The 22,955-nt window shown below is 32.2% G+C and carries 25 protein-coding genes; 18 read left to right on the top strand and 7 right to left on the bottom strand.

Annotation, left to right across the window (positions count from 1 at the left end; translation table 11 throughout):
- Window positions 1–157 precede the first annotated feature (157 nt).
- From miaB to groL, 7 genes are all read left to right on the top strand, one after another.
- Window positions 158–1,612, top strand: a complete 1,455-nt coding sequence (miaB, locus tag ACKTTV_RS18845) for a tRNA (N6-isopentenyl adenosine(37)-C2)-methylthiotransferase MiaB (RefSeq protein ID WP_408032430.1) — start codon at window positions 158–160, stop codon at window positions 1,610–1,612.
- A 56-nt stretch (window positions 1,613–1,668) separates the two neighbouring features.
- Complete coding sequence (locus tag ACKTTV_RS18840) at window positions 1,669–2,895, top strand: sigma-54 interaction domain-containing protein (RefSeq protein WP_408032429.1); 1,227 nt, start codon at window positions 1,669–1,671, stop codon at window positions 2,893–2,895.
- A gap of 32 nt (window positions 2,896–2,927) precedes the next feature.
- Complete coding sequence (locus ACKTTV_RS18835) at window positions 2,928–3,434, top strand: LptE family protein (protein WP_408032428.1); 507 nt, start codon at window positions 2,928–2,930, stop codon at window positions 3,432–3,434.
- Window positions 3,435–3,446: 12 nt separating this feature from the next.
- Entirely contained in the window at window positions 3,447–4,175 is a 729-nt protein-coding gene (locus tag ACKTTV_RS18830) for a hypothetical protein (RefSeq protein ID WP_408032427.1), read from the top strand.
- Window positions 4,175–4,513 (top strand): preprotein translocase subunit SecG, encoded by a 339-nt coding sequence (gene secG, locus ACKTTV_RS18825; protein ID WP_408032426.1) that lies wholly within the window; start codon window positions 4,175–4,177, stop codon window positions 4,511–4,513. The genes ACKTTV_RS18830 and secG overlap by 1 nt, the downstream gene beginning before the upstream one ends.
- A 166-nt stretch (window positions 4,514–4,679) precedes the next feature.
- A complete protein-coding gene (locus ACKTTV_RS18820) occupies window positions 4,680–4,955 on the top strand; it encodes a co-chaperone GroES (RefSeq protein ID WP_408032425.1) in 276 nt (91 codons plus the stop codon).
- A 78-nt stretch (window positions 4,956–5,033) separates the two neighbouring features.
- A complete protein-coding gene (groL, locus tag ACKTTV_RS18815) occupies window positions 5,034–6,668 on the top strand; it encodes a chaperonin GroEL (RefSeq protein WP_408032424.1) in 1,635 nt (544 codons plus the stop codon).
- A gap of 226 nt (window positions 6,669–6,894) precedes the next feature.
- Here the strand turns inward: groL and sppA are convergent, their stop codons facing one another.
- Window positions 6,895–8,640, bottom strand: coding sequence for a signal peptide peptidase SppA (gene sppA / locus ACKTTV_RS18810; RefSeq protein WP_408032423.1), 1,746 nt, complete (start codon window positions 8,638–8,640; stop codon window positions 6,895–6,897).
- A 47-nt stretch (window positions 8,641–8,687) separates the two neighbouring features.
- Window positions 8,688–9,095, bottom strand: a complete 408-nt coding sequence (locus ACKTTV_RS18805; RefSeq protein ID WP_408032422.1) for a DUF6146 family protein — start codon at window positions 9,093–9,095, stop codon at window positions 8,688–8,690.
- A 102-nt stretch (window positions 9,096–9,197) separates the two neighbouring features.
- On the opposite strand from ACKTTV_RS18805, the gene ACKTTV_RS18800 reads away from it, so the two are divergent.
- From ACKTTV_RS18800 to ACKTTV_RS18785, 4 genes are all read left to right on the top strand, one after another.
- Window positions 9,198–9,767 (top strand): DNA-3-methyladenine glycosylase I, encoded by a 570-nt coding sequence (locus ACKTTV_RS18800; RefSeq protein ID WP_408032421.1) that lies wholly within the window; start codon window positions 9,198–9,200, stop codon window positions 9,765–9,767.
- 40 nt (window positions 9,768–9,807) lie between these two features.
- Window positions 9,808–11,844 (top strand): dipeptidyl-peptidase 3 family protein, encoded by a 2,037-nt coding sequence (locus ACKTTV_RS18795; protein WP_408032420.1) that lies wholly within the window; start codon window positions 9,808–9,810, stop codon window positions 11,842–11,844.
- A 183-nt stretch (window positions 11,845–12,027) separates the two neighbouring features.
- Complete coding sequence (locus ACKTTV_RS18790; RefSeq protein WP_408032419.1) at window positions 12,028–13,278, top strand: right-handed parallel beta-helix repeat-containing protein; 1,251 nt, start codon at window positions 12,028–12,030, stop codon at window positions 13,276–13,278.
- A gap of 99 nt (window positions 13,279–13,377) precedes the next feature.
- A complete protein-coding gene (locus tag ACKTTV_RS18785; protein WP_408032418.1) occupies window positions 13,378–14,298 on the top strand; it encodes an ion channel in 921 nt (306 codons plus the stop codon).
- Here ACKTTV_RS18785 and ACKTTV_RS18780 read toward each other — a convergent pair.
- Complete coding sequence (locus ACKTTV_RS18780; RefSeq protein WP_408032417.1) at window positions 14,295–14,486, bottom strand: hypothetical protein; 192 nt, start codon at window positions 14,484–14,486, stop codon at window positions 14,295–14,297. The two genes, ACKTTV_RS18785 and ACKTTV_RS18780, sit on opposite strands and share 4 nt — an antisense overlap.
- 154 nt (window positions 14,487–14,640) lie before the next feature.
- Between ACKTTV_RS18780 and ACKTTV_RS18775 the strand changes: the two genes are divergently transcribed.
- Together ACKTTV_RS18775 and ACKTTV_RS18770 are read left to right on the top strand one after the other, a co-directional pair.
- Window positions 14,641–15,321, top strand: a complete 681-nt coding sequence (locus ACKTTV_RS18775; protein ID WP_408032416.1) for an HAD family hydrolase — start codon at window positions 14,641–14,643, stop codon at window positions 15,319–15,321.
- An 8-nt stretch (window positions 15,322–15,329) separates the two neighbouring features.
- Window positions 15,330–15,716 (top strand): pyrophosphohydrolase domain-containing protein, encoded by a 387-nt coding sequence (locus ACKTTV_RS18770; RefSeq protein ID WP_408032415.1) that lies wholly within the window; start codon window positions 15,330–15,332, stop codon window positions 15,714–15,716.
- A gap of 2 nt (window positions 15,717–15,718) precedes the next feature.
- Here the strand turns inward: ACKTTV_RS18770 and ACKTTV_RS18765 are convergent, their stop codons facing one another.
- Both ACKTTV_RS18765 and ACKTTV_RS18760 read right to left on the bottom strand, forming a co-directional pair.
- Window positions 15,719–16,546, bottom strand: a complete 828-nt coding sequence (locus ACKTTV_RS18765; protein ID WP_408032414.1) for a TlpA family protein disulfide reductase — start codon at window positions 16,544–16,546, stop codon at window positions 15,719–15,721.
- 65 nt (window positions 16,547–16,611) lie between these two features.
- On the bottom strand, window positions 16,612–17,661 hold the full coding sequence (locus ACKTTV_RS18760) for a branched-chain amino acid aminotransferase (RefSeq protein ID WP_408032413.1): 1,050 nt from the start codon (window positions 17,659–17,661) through the stop codon (window positions 16,612–16,614).
- Window positions 17,662–17,780: 119 nt separating this feature from the next.
- Between ACKTTV_RS18760 and ACKTTV_RS18755 the strand changes: the two genes are divergently transcribed.
- From ACKTTV_RS18755 to ACKTTV_RS18735, 5 genes are all read left to right on the top strand, one after another.
- Window positions 17,781–18,284 carry a DUF4920 domain-containing protein gene (locus ACKTTV_RS18755; RefSeq protein WP_408032412.1) on the top strand — a complete coding sequence of 168 codons (504 nt, stop codon included), beginning with the start codon at window positions 17,781–17,783 and terminating at the stop codon, window positions 18,282–18,284.
- 91 nt (window positions 18,285–18,375) lie between these two features.
- Window positions 18,376–18,807 carry a hypothetical protein gene (locus tag ACKTTV_RS18750; protein WP_408032411.1) on the top strand — a complete coding sequence of 144 codons (432 nt, stop codon included), beginning with the start codon at window positions 18,376–18,378 and terminating at the stop codon, window positions 18,805–18,807.
- Window positions 18,804–19,460, top strand: coding sequence for a tRNA (5-methylaminomethyl-2-thiouridine)(34)-methyltransferase MnmD (mnmD, locus tag ACKTTV_RS18745; protein WP_408032410.1), 657 nt, complete (start codon window positions 18,804–18,806; stop codon window positions 19,458–19,460). The genes ACKTTV_RS18750 and mnmD overlap by 4 nt, the downstream gene beginning before the upstream one ends.
- 75 nt (window positions 19,461–19,535) lie before the next feature.
- Window positions 19,536–19,667 carry a hypothetical protein gene (locus ACKTTV_RS18740; protein ID WP_408032409.1) on the top strand — a complete coding sequence of 44 codons (132 nt, stop codon included), beginning with the start codon at window positions 19,536–19,538 and terminating at the stop codon, window positions 19,665–19,667.
- A gap of 27 nt (window positions 19,668–19,694) precedes the next feature.
- The gene (locus ACKTTV_RS18735; RefSeq protein WP_408032408.1) at window positions 19,695–20,414 is read left to right on the top strand and encodes a tRNA1(Val) (adenine(37)-N6)-methyltransferase; all 720 of its coding nucleotides are present in this window, start codon (window positions 19,695–19,697) and stop codon (window positions 20,412–20,414) included.
- A 13-nt stretch (window positions 20,415–20,427) separates the two neighbouring features.
- Here ACKTTV_RS18735 and ACKTTV_RS18730 read toward each other — a convergent pair whose 3' ends face one another.
- Together ACKTTV_RS18730 and ACKTTV_RS18725 are read right to left on the bottom strand one after the other, a co-directional pair.
- Complete coding sequence (locus ACKTTV_RS18730; RefSeq protein WP_408032407.1) at window positions 20,428–21,510, bottom strand: C1 family peptidase; 1,083 nt, start codon at window positions 21,508–21,510, stop codon at window positions 20,428–20,430.
- A 65-nt stretch (window positions 21,511–21,575) separates the two neighbouring features.
- Entirely contained in the window at window positions 21,576–22,946 is a 1,371-nt protein-coding gene (locus ACKTTV_RS18725; protein WP_408032406.1) for a saccharopine dehydrogenase family protein, read from the bottom strand.
- Between the last annotated feature and the right edge of the window lie 9 nt (window positions 22,947–22,955).

Below are 22,955 nucleotides of genomic sequence, written 5' to 3'. Positions count from 1 at the left end.
GTTTGCAAAAGTAGCCACTTTTTTTTTATTTGACCTTTTATTGATCAAATTTACTTTTTGTATTTATTTTATATTCAATTAATTTCTGTCATCTTGTCATATTATTTCTATTTTGGTTGTATCTTTGCTGTCTATTTTTTACCTCGATATAAGATTTATGGAACACGTTGAGAAAGTAATTGATGAAAAAAAGCAAGGAAAGCCTTTATTAACTGATCAAAAAGAAGGAAATAGTAAAAAGCTTTTTATTGAAAGTTATGGATGTCAAATGAATATGAATGATAGTGAGATTGTGGCATCTATTCTTGCTGAACAAGGCTTTAATACAACTGGAAATATAGAAGAAGCTGACCTTGTATTAATGAATACCTGTTCAATTCGTGAAAAAGCGGAACAAACTGTTAGAAACAGACTTCAAAAATATAACCATGCAAAAAAACACAACCCAAAAATGAAAGTTGGTGTTTTAGGATGTATGGCAGAAAGATTAAAGACTAAGTTTTTAGAAGAAGAGAAAATTGTAGACTTAGTAGTTGGACCAGATGCTTATAGAGATTTACCTAATTTGGTTGAAGAAGTTGAAGCAGGTAGAGATGCCATTAATGTTATTTTGTCAAAAGAGGAAACTTATGCAGATGTTTCTCCAGTAAGATTAAATTCAAATGGAGTTTCGGCTTTTGTTTCAATAACACGTGGTTGTGATAACATGTGTACCTTCTGTGTTGTTCCTTTTACTCGTGGTCGTGAGCGAAGTCGTGACCCTCAAAGTATTATAAGCGAGATTCGCTCAATGCAAGAAAAAAACTATAAAGAAATTACTTTACTTGGTCAAAATGTTGATTCATATTTATGGTATGGAGGAGGACTAAAAAAGGATTTCAAAAAAGCTTCAGAAATGGCTAAAGCCACTGCTGTTGATTTTGCACAATTACTTGACATGTGTGCTAACGAATTTCCTAAAATGCGTTTTCGTTTTTCTACCTCGAATCCGCAAGACATGACTCTTGATGTAATTCATGTAATGGCAAAGCATAAAAACATATGTAAATATATTCACCTTCCTATTCAAAGTGGTAGTAATGCTATGCTTAAGGCTATGAATCGTCAACATACACGCGAGGAATATCTAGAATTAGTAAGAAATATTTACGAAATAATTCCTGAAATGCACTTGAGTCAAGATATGATTGCTGGTTTCTGTGGTGAAACTGAAGAAGATCATAAAGATACGCTTGATTTGATGGAACAGGTAAAATATAGTTTCGGTTTCATGTTTGCTTATTCTGAAAGACCTGGAACTTTGGCTGCTAAAAAAATGGAAGATGATATTCCTTTGGAAATAAAGAAACGTCGCTTACAAGAAATCATCAACTTACAACAAGACCATAGTTTATTAAGAGCTAAAGAACATGTTGGTAAGGTTCAAGAAGTGCTTATTGAAGGAACTTCTAAAAAGAATGTTAATGAATGGAAAGGACGTAATACTCAAAATACTGTAGTTGTTTTCCCTAAAGAACATTATAAAATGGGCGATTTTGTTAATGTAAAAATTGAAGATTGTACATCGACAACCTTAAAAGGAACTGCCGTTGGGTATTCTGAGAACAACTAAATAGAAAACTGAAGAAAAACCCAGCATAATAAAGTTTTTCTTTCTACTAAAAATATATGGAGAATTTACAAGCTATAAAACAACGTTTTGGTATTATTGGTAACGATCTGCAATTAAACAGAGCTATTGAAAAAGCTTTGAGAGTTGCCCCTACCGATATTTCTGTTTTGGTTGTTGGTGAAAGTGGTGTTGGTAAAGAAAACATCCCTAAAATAATTCACCAACTTTCACACAGAAAACATGCTAAATACATAGCTGTAAATTGTGGTGCCATTCCTGAAGGTACTATTGATAGTGAGCTCTTCGGTCACGAAAAAGGTGCATTTACTGGAGCTACTCAAACTCGTAAAGGGTATTTTGAAGTTGCTGATGGTGGAACCATTTTTTTAGATGAAGTTGGAGAACTTCCTTTAACTACTCAAGTACGATTGTTGCGTGTTTTGGAAAACGGAGAATTTATAAAAGTAGGTTCTTCTCAAGTTCAAAAAACGAATGTAAGAATTGTTGCTGCTACCAATGTTAACATGCATGAAGCCATTTCAAAAGGTAAATTTCGTGAAGATTTATATTATAGACTAAGTACTATTGAAATTCCTTTACCTCCTCTTAGACAAAGAGGTGAAGACATACATCTTCTTTTTCGAAAATTTGCTGCCGATTTTGCTCAGAAATACAGAATGCCAGCTATTCGACTAGAAGATAGTGCTATTAGAGTTTTGGCTAACTATAATTTTCCAGGAAATATAAGGCAGCTAAGAAATATTGCTGAGCAGATTTCAGTAGTTGAAGAAAACAGAAATATCTCACCTGAAAAATTGGTACAATATTTACCCGATATTCAAGGTAACCTTCCTGCTGTGGTTGGAAACAACACCTCTAATAATGATTTTGCAAATGAACGAGATATCATGTATAAAATCTTGTTCGATATGAGAAATGATATTAATGATCTTAAGAAGCTAACATTAGATTTATTAAAGGATGGAAACTCACAACAAGTACAAAAGGAGAATCATAGGTTAATCCAAAAAATATATCAAGAACAGGAAACTGAAGTTATTCCAGAAGTCGAAGTTGTTCAGATACCTCAACAAACAAATCAAAATAATTATGATTTTGTTGAGACAATAGAAGAAGATGAAAGCTTATCATTGCAAGAGAAAGAAATAGAAATGATTAAAAAGTCTCTTGATAAAAATAACGGAAAGAGAAAACTTGCAGCAAAAGAATTGGGTATTTCGGAAAGAACATTATACCGAAAGATTAAACAATATGATCTGTAAAACTTTTAATTATTTTCACTAAAATATTAAACATGAAAAAAGTAATTCAAATACTCTTCTTTAGTTTTATTACAATAACTCTTGTTTCTTGTGGAGTGTATTCTTTTACTGGAGGAGATGTTGGGAATGCTAAAACAATTCAAATAGATTTCTTTCCAAATCAAGCTCCGATTATAGAACCAGCCTTAGGACAACGTTTTACCCAAGACCTTCAAGATTTGTTTACTCGCCAAACTAACTTAACACTGGTTTCTAGTAGTGGTGATTTACATTTTGATGGTGAAATTGTTGATTACAGGATAAATCCAATGAGTGCACAAGCAAATCAAACAGCTGCACAAAATAGGTTAACAATTGTTGTAAATACGCGATACACTAATAATTTGGATGAAAAGAAAAATTTCGAAAAGCAATTTTCATTTTATCACGATTACCCAGCTGATGTTCAACTTACTGGTTCAAGATTAGATGCAGCATTTGATGAAATTATAGAACGAATTACTCAAGATATATTTAATGCTTCTGTAGGTAAATGGTAAGATTCTATTAATTTGACAAACTCTAATTACATACAATCCATAATTGACAAGAATACTATTCTAGACGAAGATCTTAATAAATTAAAATCTTTAGTAGAAAAGTATCCTTACTTCCAAGCAGCTCGAGCTTTATATCTAAAAACTTTGAAGAATAATGAAAGTTTTAAGTATAACAATGAACTTAAAGTTACTGCTGCTTATACAACAGACAGAAAGGTTCTTTTTGATTTAATTACTTCAAAAGAGTTTCAAAAATCAAATAAGAAAAAAGAAAAAAAGATTGTTCCTAAAGCTATTAGTATTTTATCTCGAACGAAAGAATCGAAAGTAGATAAAGCTATGCAAGAGCTTTCTATAGGAAAACCTCTAGTTTTTACTAAAAGTGAATCCTTTTCTTTCAATCAATGGTTAGAACTTTCTTCCAAAAATGTCATTGTTAGAGAAAAGGAAGATAAGAAAGATCCAGAAAAGACCTATCAAGACTCAATTATTGATAAATTTATTGAAAGTAGCCCAAAAATATCAAGACCTTCAAAAACAAATACAACAAGTTTTAAACCATCAGAAGTTAAAGAAGACAATCAATTGATGACTGAAACTTTAGCCAAAATCTATCTCGAGCAAAAGAAATATGACAGTGCTATAAAAGCTTATAATATATTAAGTTTGAAATATCCAGAAAAAAGTGGTTTCTTTGCAGACCAAGTAAAAAAAATTAGAATATTACAAAACAATAAATAATGACTACATATACTTTACTTTTAATTTTAATTTTGATAGTAGCGGTTGCTCTAATATTAATTGTAATGGTACAAAACCCTAAAGGTGGAGGTTTATCTTCTTCATTTGGAGGAGGTGCTCAAAACATTGGAGGAGTTCAAAATACAAACACTTTCTTAGACAAGACAACTTGGACTTTAGCCATTGCTATGTTTGCTTTAATCTTATTAGCTAACTTTGCTATTCCAAGAGGAAATGGAGAAAACGCTCCTCAGTTAGAAGAAACTTTAAGCGGAGTTGAAACAACTCAAAGCGCACCTGCAACAAACGCAAATACAACTAAAGACAGTGTTCAGTAAATCTACTTTAGTTTTGAAATAATAAAAATGTCAACGTGTCATTATCGTTGACATTTTTTTTTATCCAAATATTAAAATTCTTGAAAATGTGTCAGTATCATTTCAATGGCATAGTTTCTGTCATTTTAAACACAAATCAAAAAAATAATAACTAAAAAAATATAAAATGGGATTAAACATTAAACCTTTAGCAGATAGAGTTCTTGTTGAACCAGCTGCAGCAGAGACAACTACTGCTTCAGGAATTATTATTCCTGATAACGCTAAAGAAAAGCCGCAAAGAGGAACCATAGTTGCGGTTGGAAATGGAACCAAAGACGAACCTTTAACGGTAAAAGTTGGTGATACTGTTTTATACGGTAAATATGCTGGTACTGAGTTAAAATTCGAAGGAAAAGATTACCTTATTATGAGAGAAAGTGATGTATTCGCTATTATCTAACAAACTCATTTTAAAAAACTTAAACTAAATTAACAAACATCTTGTTCTTTAACAAGGTTAAAAAATTGAAAAAACACAATGGCAAAAGATATAAAATTTGATGTTGACGCTCGTGAAGGCCTTAAACGCGGTGTTGATGCCTTAGCTAACGCAGTAAAAGTAACATTAGGTCCAAAAGGTCGTAATGTAATTATTTCAAAATCTTTTGGAGCTCCTCACGTAACTAAAGATGGAGTTTCTGTAGCAAAAGAAGTTGAATTAGAAGATGCTCTTGAAAATATGGGCGCTCAAATGGTTAAAGAGGTTGCTTCTAAAACTAATGACTTGGCAGGTGACGGTACAACTACGGCTACTGTTCTTGCACAAGCTATCGTTAAAGAAGGTTTAAAAAACGTTGCTGCTGGGGCTAATCCAATGGATTTAAAGCGTGGTATTGAAAAAGCGGTAAATGCTATTACTGAAGATTTAGCAAAGCAATCGAAAGAAGTTGGTGATACTTCTGAAAAGATTCAGCAAGTTGCTTCTATTTCTGCTAATAACGATGCCTTTATTGGTAACTTAATTTCAGAAGCATTTGGAAAAGTTGGTAAAGAAGGTGTTATTACAGTTGAGGAAGCTAAAGGTACTGATACTTACGTTGATGTAGTAGAAGGAATGCAATTTGACAGAGGTTATTTATCTCCTTATTTTGTTACTGACGCGGATAAAATGATTGCTGACTTAGACAATCCTTATATTTTATTATTCGATAAAAAGATTTCTAACTTACAAGAAATCCTTCCTATTTTAGAGCCAGTTGCTCAATCTGGAAAGCCTTTATTAATCATTGCTGAAGATGTAGATGGACAAGCTTTAGCTACTTTAGTAGTAAATAAATTACGTGGAGGATTAAAGATCGCTGCTGTAAAAGCTCCTGGGTTTGGTGACAGAAGAAAAGCAATGTTAGAGGATATCGCTATTTTAACTGGTGGTACTGTTATTTCTGAAGAAAGAGGTTTCTCTCTTGAAAACGCTACTTTAGACCTTTTAGGAACAGCAGAAACTGTAACTATTGACAAAGACAACACTACTATTGTTAACGGTTCAGGTGATGAAGCTCAAATTAAAGCAAGAGTTAATCAAATTAAAGCTCAAATAGAAACTACAACTTCTGACTACGATCGTGAAAAGTTACAAGAGCGTTTAGCTAAATTAGCTGGAGGTGTTGCTGTACTTTATGTTGGTGCTGCTTCTGAAGTTGAAATGAAAGAAAAGAAAGATAGAGTTGATGATGCTTTACATGCAACAAGAGCTGCGGTAGAAGAAGGTATTGTTGCTGGAGGTGGTGTTGCCTTAGTAAGAGCCAAAAAGGTTCTTGAATCTATAACTACTGATAATTTAGATGAAACTACTGGAATTCAAATTGTAAATAGAGCTATTGAGTCTCCATTAAGAACAATTGTTGAAAATGCTGGTGGAGAAGGATCTGTAGTAATTAATAAAGTATTAGAAGGAGATGCTGATTTTGGGTATGACGCTAAATCTGATGCTTATGTTAATATGTTAGAAGCTGGAATTATTGATCCTAAAAAAGTAACTCGTGTTGCTTTAGAAAATGCTGCTTCTGTTTCAGGTATGATTTTAACAACTGAGTGTGCTTTAGTTGATATTAAAGAAGATTCTCCTGCTGCTGCGATGCCTCCAATGGGTGGTGGAATGCCAGGAATGATGTAAAAAACATCGTTAAATATATTTAATGAGGCCTCGAGAATAACTTCTCGAGGCTTTTCTTTTAAAATAAGTTTCTCAAAACAAGTCCGTAGAACATTTTGAAGAAATTCATTCATTCACAAACGTAAATATTACTAAAAAAGATAAGCATCAAAGCATTTATATAATAAGGCAATAAAAAACACCATCATAGTTACTATAATGGTGTTTTTATATATGTTATTTACTTTTATTTTATATCATAAAGAAAAGGCATTCTTGCTTGAATTCCTTTCAAGTTCTTAAAGTCTTTAATTGCTTTGTAAGCTCTCAACTCTTCATCTCCTAACAACTCTTGCAAAATCTCTTCTTTCGAACTTTTCCCAAAAGGAGAAATCTTAAGAGATTCTTTTAATTCCTTTTTATAATTCGGGTAATTTCTAACTCTGTAATTATCAACTTCGGCCAAATCTGCTGCTAGTTCAACTGCATCATTTAAACCTCCTAGTTCATCAATCAATCCATTTGCCAAAGCCTCTTTTCCTGTCCAAACACGACCTTGAGCAATTGCATCTACTTGTTCAAATGTCATTCCTCTTCCCGCTGAAACTCTATCAACGAATACTTGATATGTATCTTCTACTCCTTGCTTTGTTACATCATAAAATCTTTTATCCATTGGTTCGAAAAGGCTATAATTAGGACTATTATTTGTAGACACTTGCTCCGCATTTATTCCAATTTTCTTTGCTAATTCACTAGCATTCGGAAGTACTCCAAAAACACCTATTGACCCTGTAATAGTTGTTGGTTCAGCGATAATTTTATTAGCGTTACAAGCAATATAATAACCTCCTGAAGCAGCAACATTACCCATAGATACGACTACAGGTTTTTCTTTTTTAAGCAATTCTAATTCTCTCCATATTAACTCAGAAGCCAATGCACTTCCTCCAGGAGAATTTACTCTTAAGACAATAGCTTTAACATTTTTATCTTTTTTAGCCTTTCTCAACGCTTTATTGATTAACCCTTGCCCAATAATATCCTGTGTTCCTTCCCCATAAAATATCTGCCCTTGAGCATAAATAACGGCTATCTTATTTTTTGAAGATGATTTTATTTTACCATTTCCTGCTTTCACATAATCTTCTATGGATATAAATTTTGGTTTTACTCCTATATTTGACTCTAATTTTTCTTCATATTCATCTTGATATATAACTCCATCAATCAACTTGTTTTCTAGAGCCATTTGAGGAGTTCGAGCCTTTAAACTATCAGCAGCAATATTTAACGCTTCTATTGAAAGCCCTCTATTTGATGAGATATCTTCTAACATTTCAGACCAAATAGACTTCAAAAAAGAAGTTGTTTGCTCTCTATTCGCCTCACTCATTTCATTACTTAGATAAGGCTCTACGGCACTTTTATATTTCCCATGTCGAATTACCTCCATTCTTACACCGAACTTATCTTCAAAATCTTTATAATATAATACCTCAGTAGAAAGTCCGCGAAAATCAATGATACCAACAGGGTTTACAAAAACACTATCTGCAACCGAACTTAGATAATAATTCTTTTGCTCATAAAAATCGTTGTAGGCGTAAACAAATTTTCCACTTTCCTTAAACTCTTCTAGTTTATTACGAATGGCCTGCACTTGGGCTATTCCAGCATTAACAAAAGTTGTATTGATGCTAATTCCTTCTATCTTCGAATCATTTTTAGCATTTTCGATAGCAGCAATAATATTATTCAACCCTAAAGCACTTGACGAAATACCTAAAGCATTTACTAAAGGATTATCATCCTTAGGTGCATAATCCTTAATTTTTAATGATAAGTCAAGTTCCAATATCGAGTTAGACTTTACCACAACCTCATTTGAAGATCCTGCAACCGAAGCGATAAACACGAAAAGGATAAAAATTAAAAATAATGCAATAAAAAAGCCTAAAATTGAGGCCAATAAGTTTCTTAAAAACTTCATTTCAAAATATTTTATTAGCAAATATAAGGTTTTGTAGTGAGTAAAAACTACCTCAGGGTCATGCGATATTTACGTTGAGCGAATTGAAAATACTGGAACAACAAGTAGTTTACTTCATACCCGTATTCAACATATGGATCGTAATTAATTCTATTCTCGTAGACATTAGGGTTAAATAGACTTGGGTTGTTAACTCTTTGATTCCATATTGGGACAAAAAATCTATTTTTAATTTCTAAGTATTTTAAAGAATAATAACCTCGAGGTCTCGCTATTGAATAAAGGTAATTATTAAACCCAGGGTCAATTATTATAATTTCATACTCTAAACTATCATTGGCTATAACCACAGGCTCTTCCTTTTTACCAGCATTCGCTTGCGAAGGAATTGAACTACAGCTAATAATTATAGTAATTACACATACAACACCTAAAACATTTTTTAAAAAACTCATAATCACGGGCATTTACTTTCTTAAAATTGCAAAAATTATTCCTTTTTTACACTATTTTTATCTTATTTAACAAAATTTTGAAACGCTAACAAAATTTATATCATGAAAAAAAGATGCTTCTGGGTTAGTAATGATGAACTCTACACCAAGTATCATGATGAGGAATGGGGTGTTCCTGTTTATGATGATCATACTTTATTTGAATTTTTAATTCTTGAAACTTTTCAAGCTGGGTTAAGCTGGATTACAGTTTTAAAAAAAAGAGAGAACTTTAGAAAGGCTTTCGATAACTTCGATTACAAAAAAATATCAGATTATTCCGAAAAGAAATATGAAGAGCTTCTTAATAACGAAGGAATTATAAGGAATAAGCTAAAAATAAAGGCCACTATTTCAAACGCAAAAGCTTTTATGAAAATTCAGGAAGAGTATGGTTCATACTCCAACTACTATTGGGCTTTTGTGAATGGAAAACCAATTCAAAATGGCTTTAAAACAAAAACGGAAGTTCCCGCTACTACAGATTTATCCGATAAAATATCTAAAGACCTAAAAAAGAAAGGGTTTAAGTTTGTTGGTTCAACAGTTATTTACGCATACATGCAAGCTACAGGGATGGTTAATGATCATACTACTGATTGCTTTCGCTATAAGGAAGTTCAAAATTTGTAACTTTAGCATTTGATTTAAAAAAACAATTAAATTTTTAATAATGAAACTCAAACAAACACTTTGTGTTATTGCTACCGCGGGTCTTTTTGCTTCTTGTGGTGTTGACACAAAAAAAGAAGCGAAAACAACCGAAACTAAACCTAAAAAGGAGTTTAATTATGTTGTTGAGCAATTTGCCGACATTAAAGTTTTACGATACCAAATCCCAGGTTTTAATGAGTTAACTTTAAAAGAAAAACAACTTGTTTATTACCTTACACAAGCAGGGTTATCAGGTAGAGATATTATGTGGGATCAAAATTATCGCCACAATCTAGAAATTAGAAGAGCTCTTGAAAATGTGAATTCTAATTTTTCTGGAGACAAAGAATCAAAGGATTTTAAGGCCTTCAAAACTTACTTAAAAAGAGTTTGGTTTTCAAATGGAATCCACCACCATTATTCAAATGATAAAATTAAGCCTGAATTTTCAAAAGAATATTTAGAGCAATTATTAAAAGAAACCAACACTGTTCTTTCTACAGAAGCTTTAGAAGTTATTTTTAACGATAATGACAATAAAAAAGTTAATAAAAAAGCTGGAGTAGATAATGTTTTAGCTTCTGCAATTAACTTCTACGGACCAGATATTACAAGTAAAGATGTTGAAGATTTTTATGCCAAGGCATATAAAGGTCCAGATGGAAAACCAATTGAAGCTGGATTAAACTCAACGTTGGTTCGTGAAAATGGAGAACTTGTTGAAAAAGTATGGAAATCTGGAGGACTATATGGAGAAGCTATCGATAAAATTATTTATTGGCTAGAAAAAGCTAAAGGAGTTGCTGAAAATGATAAACAAGCTAAAACTCTTGAGCTTTTAATTAAGTATTATCAAACGGGAAGTTTAGATACTTGGGATGAATATGCTATTTCTTGGGTGAGTTCTACTGAAGGAAATATAGACTGGATAAATGGTTTTATCGAGGTTTATAACGACCCTAAAGGATATAGAGGTTCTTATGAATCAATTATTCAAATTAAAGACTTTGATATGTCTAAGAAAATGAAAGTATTGTCTGATAACGCTCAGTGGTTCGAAGACAACTCTCCATTAGATCCGTCTCATAAAAAAGAAAATGTAGTTGGGGTTTCATACAAAACAGTTAATGTGGCTGGTGAAGCTGGAGATGCCTCTCCAAGTACTCCAATTGGTGTAAACCTTCCAAACAACAACTGGATTCGTCAGGAACATGGATCTAAATCCGTTTCATTAGGAAATATTATTGGTTCATATAATAATGCTGGAGGTACTGGTAGGTTAAAAGAATTTGCTTTTGATCAAGAAGAAATTGACTTAGAAATTAAATACGGTAAACTTGCCGATAAATTACATACTGCTTTACACGAAGTAATTGGTCACGCTTCAGGAAAAATAAATGATGGAATTGGTCAACCAAAAGAAACCTTAAAAAATTACGCTTCTACCATGGAAGAAGGTAGAGCCGATTTAGTTGGTTTGTATTATTTAATGGATCCAAAGTTACAGGAATTAGGATTGGTTGATAATTGGGAGAATGTTGGTAAAGCGGCTTATGATGGGTATATCAGAAACGGATTAATGACGCAGTTAATTAGAATTAATCTTGGTGATGATATCGAAGAAGATCACATGGTAAACCGTCAATGGGTATCGGCTTGGTCATTTGAACAAGGCGAAAAAGATAACGTTATACAAAAAGTAACCAAAGACGGAAAAACGTATTATAAAGTAAACGACTATACTAAACTCCGTGAAATTTTTGGTCGTCTGTTAAAAGAGACGCAAAGAATTAAATCAGAAGGAGATTTTGAGGCTGCCAAAGCATTAGTTGAAGGATATGGAGTTAAGGTTGATCAAGCTATTCACAAAGAAGTATTGGATAGAAATGCTCAATTCACTTCTGCACCTTATAGTGGTTTTGTAAACCCTGTATTGGTTCCTGAAAAAGATGAAACAGGAAACATTACCGATATAAAAATTACTCAACCCGAAACTTTTGAAGGTCAAATGTACTTCTACTCTAAAAACTACAGTTTTTTACCGGCAAAAAAATAATTAAAACTTGCTCTTAATTTAAAAATCGTCTGAAATTTATTTTAGACGATTTTTTATTTAAAACTCCTCAAAAAACTGCCTCCAAAACCTCTTCTTTTTGTATAATCAATAATTTATACGTACATTGGGACTGGGAGCTTCGTGATTTAAAAACACAAAATCGTCGATTAAATATTTAAAATCATGAAGAAAAAAGCACACTTGTTGGTTCTACCATTCATTACACTTATTACTACTTTTCTTTTAATTTCTTGTTCAGAGTCACATGTTGAAGAATCTCTTTCAGCAAAAAGAAACGAACACTACAATAGGGCTTCAAATTCAAGTGAAGTAACATTAACTACTGTTAATGAGCAAACCATTAATAATGCCATAAATCAAGCTGGAGCATGGCTAAGCAATAACAATACTAGCTCAAGCACTTATACGATTAACATCCCATCTGGAAGTCACAATGTTGGTTATTTTAACGACAGAGCTTCTATTAATTTTATTAACTTCAATTATGCTGGAAGGCTAATCATTAAAGGAGAGGGAAGCAAAAATACCACGATTAACTTTACGGATAGAGTTACCCATGAAATTTTCATGAGAAACTGTTCTAACATAACATTTCAAGGAATGCTAATGGTTAGGGATGAATTAACTGTTTCTCAAGGTGAATTAGCAAGAGATCTTTACCAATCAGGTGGAAAAACATATGCAGAAATCAACATCGATCAAGGATATCCTTCTCCTCAAAACATCTATCCCCTCGCGGCTGTAAACCTAGCTGCAGGAAGATATATTAGAAGGTATTCTGATCACACTTGGCCTCGAGTAGAAAACGGTACTAATCAATGGCGCTGGGACAATCCAACACATGTATCGGGCAACACTTGGAGATTGCAAATTTTAGGTAGTAGAGGTGCCCTACAGGAAGCTAGAAATTATTTTGCTTCAGGTGATAATATTGGAATTAAATCGAAATGTACTGGTCAATCCTTTATTATAAATGGTTCTAACTCCATTCAATTTATTGATGTTACATGGCGTTTAGCCACAAGAGGTGTCGTTGGCTGGGGATCAAATGATATTTTATTCGAAGACTGTAAAATTCTTCGTACAAGAGTCAATGGAGCTTGGTCATATTTATCAAGTCCAGGAGGTGGTCCTCAAATTGGTCGTGAAAACGATAATGATTTTACACAAAATGTAACCTTTAGAAATTGTTATTTTGCCGCCTCTGGTGATGACGGTATTGGTTTATTTAAAGTAAGAAATGTGAACATCATTAACACCAGAGTAAACAATAATTTTGCACGAGGTATTTTGATCTATAAACATCAAGGGCAAATTATACCAGAGCAAGTTTGTCAAACTGGTTTAATCGTTAGAAGCGATCGCGTTGAAGATTCCGATGGAAACGTATATAATATACCTTCTTGTAACTAATACTATTATTCATTAAATTTATACCTAAATAAACAGTATAAAAAGAAACCGATTCTAAATTAGAATCGGTTTCGTATTTTTAACCAGAAAATCAATTCAATGGCTAAAAAGACAAAGGACCCTGGATTCGGTCATAACTCTCAGAAGAATATTCGTGGAATGATTAATAAAGATGGGAGTTCAAATGTAATTCACATTAATAAGAAATTCAATGTAGATGATTTATACACGTATTTTATTGACTTATCATGGTATAAATTTTTCTTCTTTGTTTTCTTAGGATATATTCTATTAAACATTTTTTTTGGTTTTATCTATATTGCCATTGGTATCGATGAAATTACTCCTTCTAAAGGAGATTTGATGGAAGATTGCCTGAATGGCTTTTTCTTTAGTGCTCAAACATTAACTACTGTTGGATATGGAGGAATTGCTCCTCAAGGGATAACAGCAAATATTGTGGCCGCATTTGAAGCCATGATAGGTTTACTTAGCTTCTCTTTTATTACGGGACTTTTATATGGACGATTTTCGAAACCTAAAGCGGCCATATTATTTAGTAAAAATTTTATCCACAGAGATTTCAAAGGAGGTAAAGCCATCATGTTTAGATTAATGAATAGCAGAAAAACTGTTATGATTGAACCTGAAATAACGGTTACTCTTTCTATGAATGAAAAAAATGCAGACGATACATACAGCAGAAATTACTATCGATTAGCACTTGAAAGAGATAAAATAATGTATTTACCCACTGTATGGACTATTGTTCATGAGGTTGACAATACAAGTCCACTAAACAAATACTCTCCAGAGGAAATTAAAAAACTCGATGCTAAATTATACGTGCTTTTAAAATACCATGAAGAGTCATTTGGCCAAGTTGTATACCAAGCAACTTCTTATGATTTTATGCACTTAATAACTAATGTAAAATATAAACCTTCTTCTGAGTTCAATCAGGAAGGTTATACCGTTTTAGATCATCACAAACTTAGTGATGTTGAAAGTATGGTTTAATTTTTATTTATGTATTTAAACAAAAATAAAAGCAATATGGTAGCAACAATACCTATTGCTGTATATAGAGCTCCATTTTGATAGTATTTTTTATTTCTTTTTGCATCTTTTTTGTAACTAAAAATCATTACTGTCACAAAAACAACAACAAACAAACTAGCAAAAATTATTCGTCCTGGAGTAAACATAAAATTGTATTTTTAGCAAAGTTAAAGAATGATTTTATTATGGTAAACTCTTTAGTATATAATTATAAACACACTTCTATATTTTATAATTAAACAATCTCCAATAATAATACACCTTGGTGCCATAAACTCATAAAAACAAACTTCAAACACAATGACAAAGAAAAACCTTATTGTTTTAGATATTGACGATACACTAACAAAAAGCGAGGAAAAACATACCGATTCACTTTTATTTGCCATGAAACATTTTGGAATTACAGAAGTAAATACCGATTGGCGAACCTACAAAAACGCATCTGACAGTTATATTTTTTCGGCTAATTATGAAAAAACTCATGGAAAAGAATTTAGCTTTGATTTAATTCCTGAGTTCGAAAAAGTAATGACCGAGCGCTTCTTAACGTTTCCTGATACTCCTGAAATTTTAGGTGCTCAAAAAATTATAAATTTCTTTATTGAGGAAACAAACTATGGAGTTTGTTTTGCTACAGGATCAATCTTAAAGCCTGCTTTGCTCAAATTACAACAAGCTGGTGTTAATATGATACCCGAAGTACTTGAATCTTCAAATCAGTTATTTACAAGAGAAGATATTGTTACGTCTGCCATGAATAAAGCAAAAAAATACTATGGAGTTGATAATTTTGAGCAGATCATCTCCTTTGGCGATGCTTTATGGGATGTAACTACTGCGAAAAATTTAGGGATCCATTTTGTTGGTGTAAACAAGAAAAATATTGAAGATTTTAATAAAATGAATGTAAAACATCATATAAATGATTGGTCCGAATTCAATTTAACGGAAACTGAGAAAAAACTAGGGATAAAATAGATAAACAGATGAAAGATAAAATAAATGCTGTTCATGAGTTTCATGAAGCTTTTGGTTTAGGTATTAAAAATGAACCTACTGCAAATATTGGTAAGGATCGAAATTTGCTTCGATTTAATTTAATGAAAGAAGAAAATGAAGAATACTTTGAAGCTGCTGAAAATAATGATTTAGTGGAAGTTGCTGATGCTTTAGGAGATATGCTTTACATTTTATGCGGTACCATTATTGAACATGGAATGCAACATAAAATAGAAGAGGTTTTTAACGAGATTCAACGAAGTAACATGAGTAAATTAGGTGAAGACGGTAAACCTATTTACCGAGAAGATGGTAAAGTTTTAAAAGGGCCTAATTACTTCAAGCCAAACATTGAGAAAATATTAGATAAATAATTTTAAAACTTACCCTTTATCCTATCCAATTCTGAAGCAAGCGTGTGAACATTACTTACCATTTTAATAATGATACCGTTACTGTCGACAATAATATGGGTAGGATATTGTTTTAACTTAAGTTTTTTTACCATGTACTCTTTTTGAGAAGGAACCGTCGGATACTTGAATTCTTTTGTTTTTAAAAACTCCTCAAGCTTATCTTTTTTATCAAAAGCCAAGCTAACAAAAACAACGTTTCTATCCTGATACTTATCAACTAACTTATTTAATTCTGGAAACTCCTCTACACAAACTTTACAGGTAATAAACCAGCATTTAATTACAACAACTTTTCCTTTGGTATCTTTCTTATTGAAAGCTTCACCTTTTAAACTAACAAAGTTATAATCGGGTAATTTCTTGCCTTCCATTCTATAATAATGGTTAGCCGTAGTCGCCAAACTCGTAATATTCTTTTTTATTTTTTCATCAGCACTCTTGTTCAAAGGAACCAACTGATAAGCCTTCTTCCCTGCTTTTAGTTCATTATTAGGCAAGAACAACCCTGTCCTTAATAAACTTAAGAACATTCCCTTGCTAATAGTTTTCCCATCTTCATCCAATGGTTGAAAACTAGACATTAAATCAATATTACTTTTCGAATAGGTATCCCAACTTTCGAAACTTTCTTGAACTGACTCTAACGGATTCTCTTCTAAAGTAGTTTCAGTTTTTTCAGCAACTGAACTTGTTCCAGTACTATTCTTTTCAGAATAGAACCCGTAGCCAAAAGCCATTATTGCAAACCCAGCAATAACAGATATGACTGCTATTAAAATATTTTTCATTTCCCCCCTCTAAAAATTAATTTCTAATAAAATTAAATATAAAAATAGGGAAAATATTACAAATGTTAAACTTTTACTCTCCAACCATGAACATCTTCAGACTTATTGTACTGAATATTCATAAGTTTTTCCTTGAAGAACGATGCATAAGTAGACTCCAATTCTGGCAACTCATAAGTAAAGTCTTTATGTTTAAATCCTTTAATTGGATTTACAACCGCAGCTGTACCAGAACCAAAAAGCTCTTTTAATTCACCTTTTTCGGCAGCCTCTCTAATTTCAGATACTTTTATGTTTCTTACCTCAATATCAATATTATTGTCTTTCGCTAATTGAATAATAGATTTTCTTGTAATACCATCTAAAATTCTGTCATTTGTAGGCGCCGTTATTAATTTATCTCCTATTCTAAAGAAAATATTCATAGTTCCAGCTTCCTCCATATATTCATGAGTATTAGCATCCGTCCATATTATTTGCTGATAACCTTCTTTGTGAGCTAAGCTTGTTGGGTAAAACTGAGAAGCGTAGTTCCCGGCAGCTTTTGCATAACCAACACCTCCATCTGCTGCCCTACTAAACTTATCAGCAACCACTACTCTAACCTCTCCAGCATAATACGACTGTGCAGGTGAACAAATAATAATAAACTTATAATCATTTGAAGGTGAAGCCGAAATAGCTGGTTCGGTTGCTATTACAAAAGGACGTAAATATAAAGAGTTACCAAAACCTTTTTTAATCCATTCGGTATCCAAGTGTAGTAATTGCTTTAATCCTTCATGAAATATCTCTTCAGGTAAAGCAGGCATTGCCAAACGTTCTGAAGACGCATTCAACCTTTTAATGCTTTCATCAGGTCTAAACAAGAAAATATCACCATCGTCATCTTTATAAGCTTTCATTCCTTCAAAGACAGCTTGACCATAATGAAAAACTCTTGCTGATGGTTCAAAAGTCATTGGTCCGTATGGAATAATTTCTGGACTTTCCCATTCACCATTTGTATAACTGCAAACGAGCATATGATCTGTAAACACTTGTCCAAAAGACAAATTACTAAAATCTACACTCTCGATTTTTGAAGTCTCCACTTGCTGAATTTTAATATCCATAAAATTAAAGTTTTAGTTTTTCACAAATTTACAAAAACAACTAGTACAAAAGCCATTTACTTTAAGAATCAAACAAATATATCTATCTTTGTTATCTCTCTTAATATAAACAACTGATTATGAAAAGATTGTTATTTGCTGGCCTAGTAGTTGCTGGCTTAATTTGTTCATGTAAAACAACGAACAAAGAGAATTCCAATGAAAAAAACGTCCAAAAAACTGAATATGTGTCTTTTGGAGAAAACTTTTCTTCTGAAAATCCACTCTCAAAAACAGAGTTATTAAATAAGTATCAAAATTTAAAAGCTGGAGATACATTAAACGTACAATTTTCTTCATCTGTTAATTCAGTATGTAAGAAAAAAGGATGTTGGATGAAACTAGATCTAGGAGAAGATAAAGAATCAATGGTTCGTTTTAAAGATTACGGCTTCTTCGTTCCTTTAAATTCTGAAAAAAAAGAAGTTATTGTTAAAGGTAAGGCTTTTGTTACTGAAATTTCAGTTCAAGACTTACAACATTATGCCAAAGATGCCGGTAAATCGGAAGAGGAAATTGCAAAAATTACCGAACCGAAATACACCTATGCTTTTGAAGCTACCGGGGTACAAATGCAACAATAAAAATATGATCAAGTTAAACTATCTATTATTAGGAATAAAAAACATGATAGTTTAACTTATTCTATTTATAAAACGTATCAGATTTATTTTAATGAAATTCATAATTCGATTTTTCTTAGTAGGGTTATTCTTATTCATTTCTTGTCAAAACAAGAAAGAAAACACTGAAGCTGAAGCTACAGAACTGGTCATGTATCAGCCTTCTGAAATGGCCGCTTTAATGAATACAATGTATTACATGAATTTAGACACTAAAAAGAAAATATTGAATAACGAAAATATCGGCTCTTTCCCTGAAAGATTTTTAACAATTCATACAGCTACTCTTACTGATACAAAAGACCGAACGGATGATTTCGTGAGGTTTTCTAATGAGTATATTAATAATATGAAATCGTTTTATCGAAGTGATTTGGTGGACAGAAAAAACAACTTCAACAAAGCTATACAAAGTTGTATTGCTTGCCACCAAACTTCATGTAGAGGGCCTATTCCTAGAATTAAAAAGTTATTGATTCAATGAAACGAGAAATCATTATAACTTCTGACGGCTCAACTACTATTCACTTACCTGACTGGAATGAACAATATCATTCAAAACACGGTGCTATTCAGGAGGCATATCATGTTTTTATTAAAAATGGATTAGAAGCTATTGAAAAAAAAGAAGTATCTATTCTGGAGATAGGTTTCGGAACGGGTTTAAATTGCTTTATTACTTTCTTAGAGTCTAAAAAGAAAATAAACTATACAGGTGTTGAAGCCTACCCTATTGAAGGTAATGAAATTGAAAAATTAAACTACGTTTCTGGGCTCAAAGCAGAAAAATATCAAAACATATTTGACAAACTGCATAGTACTACTTGGGAAAAAGAGCATAAAATATCAAAGACATTTACTCTAAAAAAAGAACAAAAGTTTTTCGAAGAAATAAATGATTCCAATAGTTACGACTTAATTTATTTCGATGCCTTTGGAGCTCGTGTTCAACCAGATCTATGGACGGAAGACATATTTAGAAAAATGTTCGAATCTCTTAAAAATGAAGGTGTTTTAGTTACCTATTCTGCTAAAGGAAGTACGAGGCGAGCTATGGAAACTGTTGGTTTTTCGGTTGAAAGATTACCTGGACCTCCTGGAAAAAGAGAAATGCTAAGAGCCACGAAAAAAGAATAACTTCTCTTTAATTAAAAACATAACCAACAATAGTAGCTATATTTGCAACCTATTGTTGTACGTAAAATATTTACAATGAAATTTGAAAGACGATTTGGAAACAGAAAAAAAGCAAACCCTAAAAAAGGTTTAATTTTGGTTATACTTCTGGCTCTTGCACTTTTTTTATGGTTTAATGCTGAAAAGCTTATTGGACGCTTTTTATAAACTTAAAGAAACGGTAAAAACATTATCATGAAGCCATTTACGTTTAAAGAATTTACTGTACATCAAGATAAAACTGCTATGAAAATTGGAACTGATGCCGTTTTATTAGGAGCTTGGTGTGATTTAAAAAACTATCCTGATACTATCTTAGACATTGGCTCTGGAACGGGAATTATTTCCTTAATGTTAGCACAAAGATGCAATGCCAGTACGATAGAAGCAATAGAAATTGATGAAATGGCTTATGAACAATCCGTTGAAAATTTTGAACGTTCTGATTGGGGTGATCGCTTGTTTTGCTACCATGGTGATTTTAATGAACTCATTGAGGAAATACAAGAAGAAGAGGAAACCTACGATCTAATTATCACTAATCCTCCGTTTTACACTGATCACTATAAATCAGAAGATGAGTCTCGAAACAAAGCTCGTTTTTCTGAGTCTCTTCCTTTTAATAATTTAATAGAAGGAACTAGTAAAATACTTAGCGATAATGGGATATTCGCTGTTATAATTCCATTTAAAGAGGAGCAACATTTTGTCAGTTTAGCTAATAAACATAACCTAATTCTGAAGCGTGTTTGCCATGTGAAAGGAAATGCAAATTCGGATATTAAAAGAAGCTTATTAGAGTTTTCTTTTCAAGATACTACTCCTGTTAAGGAAGAATTAATAATTGAAAAAGAAAGACATCAATATACTGATGCATACATAAATTTAACTAAGGATTTTTACTTAAAAATGTAGAACCTTTTCTTTCTTAAATTTTCAATTTCATTTTAACCTTTTTAGGCAATACATCTTTATGTACAAGAACGGATATTGTCTTTAACATTAGAGCATTTCTGGACATATACACATATCCACCTTTATCATTCATCCCTTCGGAATTTTTCATAATATAAAACTCTTTCCCCGATTTGTCCACTGCTTTTCCTACGATATGCATATTATGATCATCGGTAGTAGTCCCTTTTACAAAAGCATCTTGTCTCATTTGTTGAGTCACCTTTTCAAATTCTTCCTTTTGAGTAAGTTTTGCCTCTCCTTTTTCAAAATTAAAATTCGGCTCAGAAGCATCTCCATCCCAAGCTAATGAATATCCTCTTTTAAGCGCATTATCAATTAAATTTTTAAAATCATTTATTGGAATATTAACATACTTATTCTCATTCCAATTTGCTGGAATGTTTAGAACAAAACTATCATAAAAAGGATGATGATTATAACTTGTAACCTCAATATAATCATTGGGATTAATACCTATAAATTCTTCAGCAAAATCCTTAGGATTATACTCTTTTTGTTTATAAATGAATGTCTCTGGTATTTTACCTAAATATGCATTTAAAATACCTTGTAGTGCTCTTTTCCAACTGCTTGGCTTTATTCTTCCATATCCACTAGTAGCTATCGATTTCATCATTGCTTCAATTGCATTATCCATTTCAACATGATCGTGTTGCCAATCTCCTTCAATAATTCCATTGTATACGGCTTCAGGTATCGCTCCATATTTACCATAACCTTTTAAAACACTAAACGTCAAATCTCCGCTATCAAGCCAAGATTTACCTTCAGAGTCAATGTATTTCTTTGCTTTTTCTATATAAGTTGGATGCACATAAAAAATGGGAGAAAGTGGTATAGGCTCTTTTCCTAATCGAATTGCTTCAGTTTCAATAAACGATGTGGTAGCAAAACTCCAACAGGTTCCTGAAGATTGTTGGTTTTTTAATGGTGAAGTTTTTATAAAATAATGAATCTTATATTCATCTGTTGTTTGTCCAAGTAATTGAACACATAAAAATAAGGCAAAAAGAGTAACTATTATTTTCTTCATTTTAAGTCTTTTAAATAAAAGACAATCACGAAAATAAAATGTTACTCTTCTTATATCTTTATTATTTATCCTTTTACACTATCTGGGTTGTATCCTAAATATGGAACTTCCTTTTCTACAAAAGTAATTCCATACTCTTCTAACTCCTTTAAAATAGGTTCGTAAACTTCTTTTTTAATCGGTAATTGCACACCAGGAGTTGTAATATCTCCATTCAGAATCTTTAAAGTAGCCATCGCCACAGGCAAACCAACTGTTTTAGCCATCGCCGTATACACTTGATCATCACCTTTAATTACCATACTACTTTCAATCTGCTTCTTCTCTCCTTTTTGTAAGTACCCGAAAATATGATGCATTACAATCATGTCTTTATCTTCTGACTTTAACATCCAAGAATCCATGAGGATTTTCTGCAATATTTGTGCTGGAGTAGCATTCTTTAATCCCACTTTCTTTTTAGCATTAAATAAATCCAACTCCGAAAATTTATCCCACATTAAATCATCCTGATCGATTTTTAAATATGATCTAAACTTTAATTCAACAGAATCACTCGGAGAATACGCTAAAAACAAATTGGTAAAATCACGATAGCTCATATTCTCTGAATCTTCAATAGTGTAGCTATCATCTGTCATTCCTAATTGTACAAAAACGTTCCATGCCCTGGAAAAACCTACACGTCGAATAGTACCTCTATACATAGTTTGGATATCTTCCAACCCATAAATACTTCGATATTTTAATGAATCACGATTCGCGTAAGCCTCAAATCTTCCACTTCCATTAATTGTTAAAAACTCTGTTCTTCGAAACAATTTATGATAAGGAATATATTTATAAGTACCTTCTTGAATAAACATCGAAGCACCTCCTTGCCCTGCTAAAACAACATTTCTAGGGTTCCAAGTAAATTTGTAATTCCATAGGTTTGTATCACTTTCAGGAGCTACTAAACCACCACAAAAAGATTCAAACAACAGCATCTTCCCTTCCTCTTCCTTAATTCTATCAATTACCTGCATGGCACTCATATGATCAATTCCTGGGTCAAGTCCTATCTCATTCATAAACACCAGTCCTTTAGCTACTACCTCATCATTTAATGCTTTCATTTCCTTAGAAATATAGGAAGCTGTTACCATACTCTTACCAAAACGCACACAGTCTTTTGCCACTTCAATATGAAAACGGGCAGGAAGCATTGATACAACGATATCAGCATTTTTAATAGCCTCCTCTCTATCTGTTTTATCGAATACATCTAATTTAATAGCAGAGGCATTTTGTTGTCCCTCTATTTTTGAAAGCGCGTTTTCAACTGACACATCACCAATAGTAATATGTAACGATTCCTCTTCTGATTTATCTATTAAATACTTGATAAGTGATGAGCTTGATCTACCTGCTCCAATAATCAATATATTTCTCATTTTAGGTGT

Origin of the sequence: Tenacibaculum xiamenense (assembly GCF_964513065.1) — a bacterium.
Lineage (GTDB): Bacteria > Bacteroidota > Bacteroidia > Flavobacteriales > Flavobacteriaceae > Polaribacter > Polaribacter xiamenense.
Note: the sequence above shows the minus strand (reverse complement) of the source record. Positions and strands in the feature narration are given on the sequence as shown.

Bases quoted from the DNA above. Each gene is read 5' to 3' on its own strand.
- miaB (WP_408032430.1), top strand. From the start codon at position 158: ATGGAACACGTTGAGAAAGTAATTGATGAAAAAAAGCAAGGAAAGCCT.
- ACKTTV_RS18840 (WP_408032429.1), top strand. From the start codon at position 1,669: ATGGAGAATTTACAAGCTATAAAACAACGTTTTGGTATTATTGGTAAC.
- ACKTTV_RS18835 (WP_408032428.1), top strand. From the start codon at position 2,928: ATGAAAAAAGTAATTCAAATACTCTTCTTTAGTTTTATTACAATAACT.
- secG (WP_408032426.1), top strand. From the start codon at position 4,175: ATGACTACATATACTTTACTTTTAATTTTAATTTTGATAGTAGCGGTT.
- ACKTTV_RS18820 (WP_408032425.1), top strand. From the start codon at position 4,680: ATGGGATTAAACATTAAACCTTTAGCAGATAGAGTTCTTGTTGAACCA.
- groL (WP_408032424.1), top strand. From the start codon at position 5,034: ATGGCAAAAGATATAAAATTTGATGTTGACGCTCGTGAAGGCCTTAAA.
- sppA (WP_408032423.1), bottom strand. From the start codon at position 8,640: ATGAAGTTTTTAAGAAACTTATTGGCCTCAATTTTAGGCTTTTTTATT.
- ACKTTV_RS18805 (WP_408032422.1), bottom strand. From the start codon at position 9,095: ATGAGTTTTTTAAAAAATGTTTTAGGTGTTGTATGTGTAATTACTATA.
- ACKTTV_RS18800 (WP_408032421.1), top strand. From the start codon at position 9,198: ATGAAAAAAAGATGCTTCTGGGTTAGTAATGATGAACTCTACACCAAG.
- ACKTTV_RS18795 (WP_408032420.1), top strand. From the start codon at position 9,808: ATGAAACTCAAACAAACACTTTGTGTTATTGCTACCGCGGGTCTTTTT.
- ACKTTV_RS18790 (WP_408032419.1), top strand. From the start codon at position 12,028: ATGAAGAAAAAAGCACACTTGTTGGTTCTACCATTCATTACACTTATT.
- ACKTTV_RS18785 (WP_408032418.1), top strand. From the start codon at position 13,378: ATGGCTAAAAAGACAAAGGACCCTGGATTCGGTCATAACTCTCAGAAG.
- ACKTTV_RS18780 (WP_408032417.1), bottom strand. From the start codon at position 14,486: ATGTTTACTCCAGGACGAATAATTTTTGCTAGTTTGTTTGTTGTTGTT.
- ACKTTV_RS18775 (WP_408032416.1), top strand. From the start codon at position 14,641: ATGACAAAGAAAAACCTTATTGTTTTAGATATTGACGATACACTAACA.
- ACKTTV_RS18770 (WP_408032415.1), top strand. From the start codon at position 15,330: ATGAAAGATAAAATAAATGCTGTTCATGAGTTTCATGAAGCTTTTGGT.
- ACKTTV_RS18765 (WP_408032414.1), bottom strand. From the start codon at position 16,546: ATGAAAAATATTTTAATAGCAGTCATATCTGTTATTGCTGGGTTTGCA.
- ACKTTV_RS18760 (WP_408032413.1), bottom strand. From the start codon at position 17,661: ATGGATATTAAAATTCAGCAAGTGGAGACTTCAAAAATCGAGAGTGTA.
- ACKTTV_RS18755 (WP_408032412.1), top strand. From the start codon at position 17,781: ATGAAAAGATTGTTATTTGCTGGCCTAGTAGTTGCTGGCTTAATTTGT.
- ACKTTV_RS18750 (WP_408032411.1), top strand. From the start codon at position 18,376: ATGAAATTCATAATTCGATTTTTCTTAGTAGGGTTATTCTTATTCATT.
- mnmD (WP_408032410.1), top strand. From the start codon at position 18,804: ATGAAACGAGAAATCATTATAACTTCTGACGGCTCAACTACTATTCAC.
- ACKTTV_RS18740 (WP_408032409.1), top strand. From the start codon at position 19,536: ATGAAATTTGAAAGACGATTTGGAAACAGAAAAAAAGCAAACCCTAAA.
- ACKTTV_RS18735 (WP_408032408.1), top strand. From the start codon at position 19,695: ATGAAGCCATTTACGTTTAAAGAATTTACTGTACATCAAGATAAAACT.
- ACKTTV_RS18730 (WP_408032407.1), bottom strand. From the start codon at position 21,510: ATGAAGAAAATAATAGTTACTCTTTTTGCCTTATTTTTATGTGTTCAA.
- ACKTTV_RS18725 (WP_408032406.1), bottom strand. From the start codon at position 22,946: ATGAGAAATATATTGATTATTGGAGCAGGTAGATCAAGCTCATCACTT.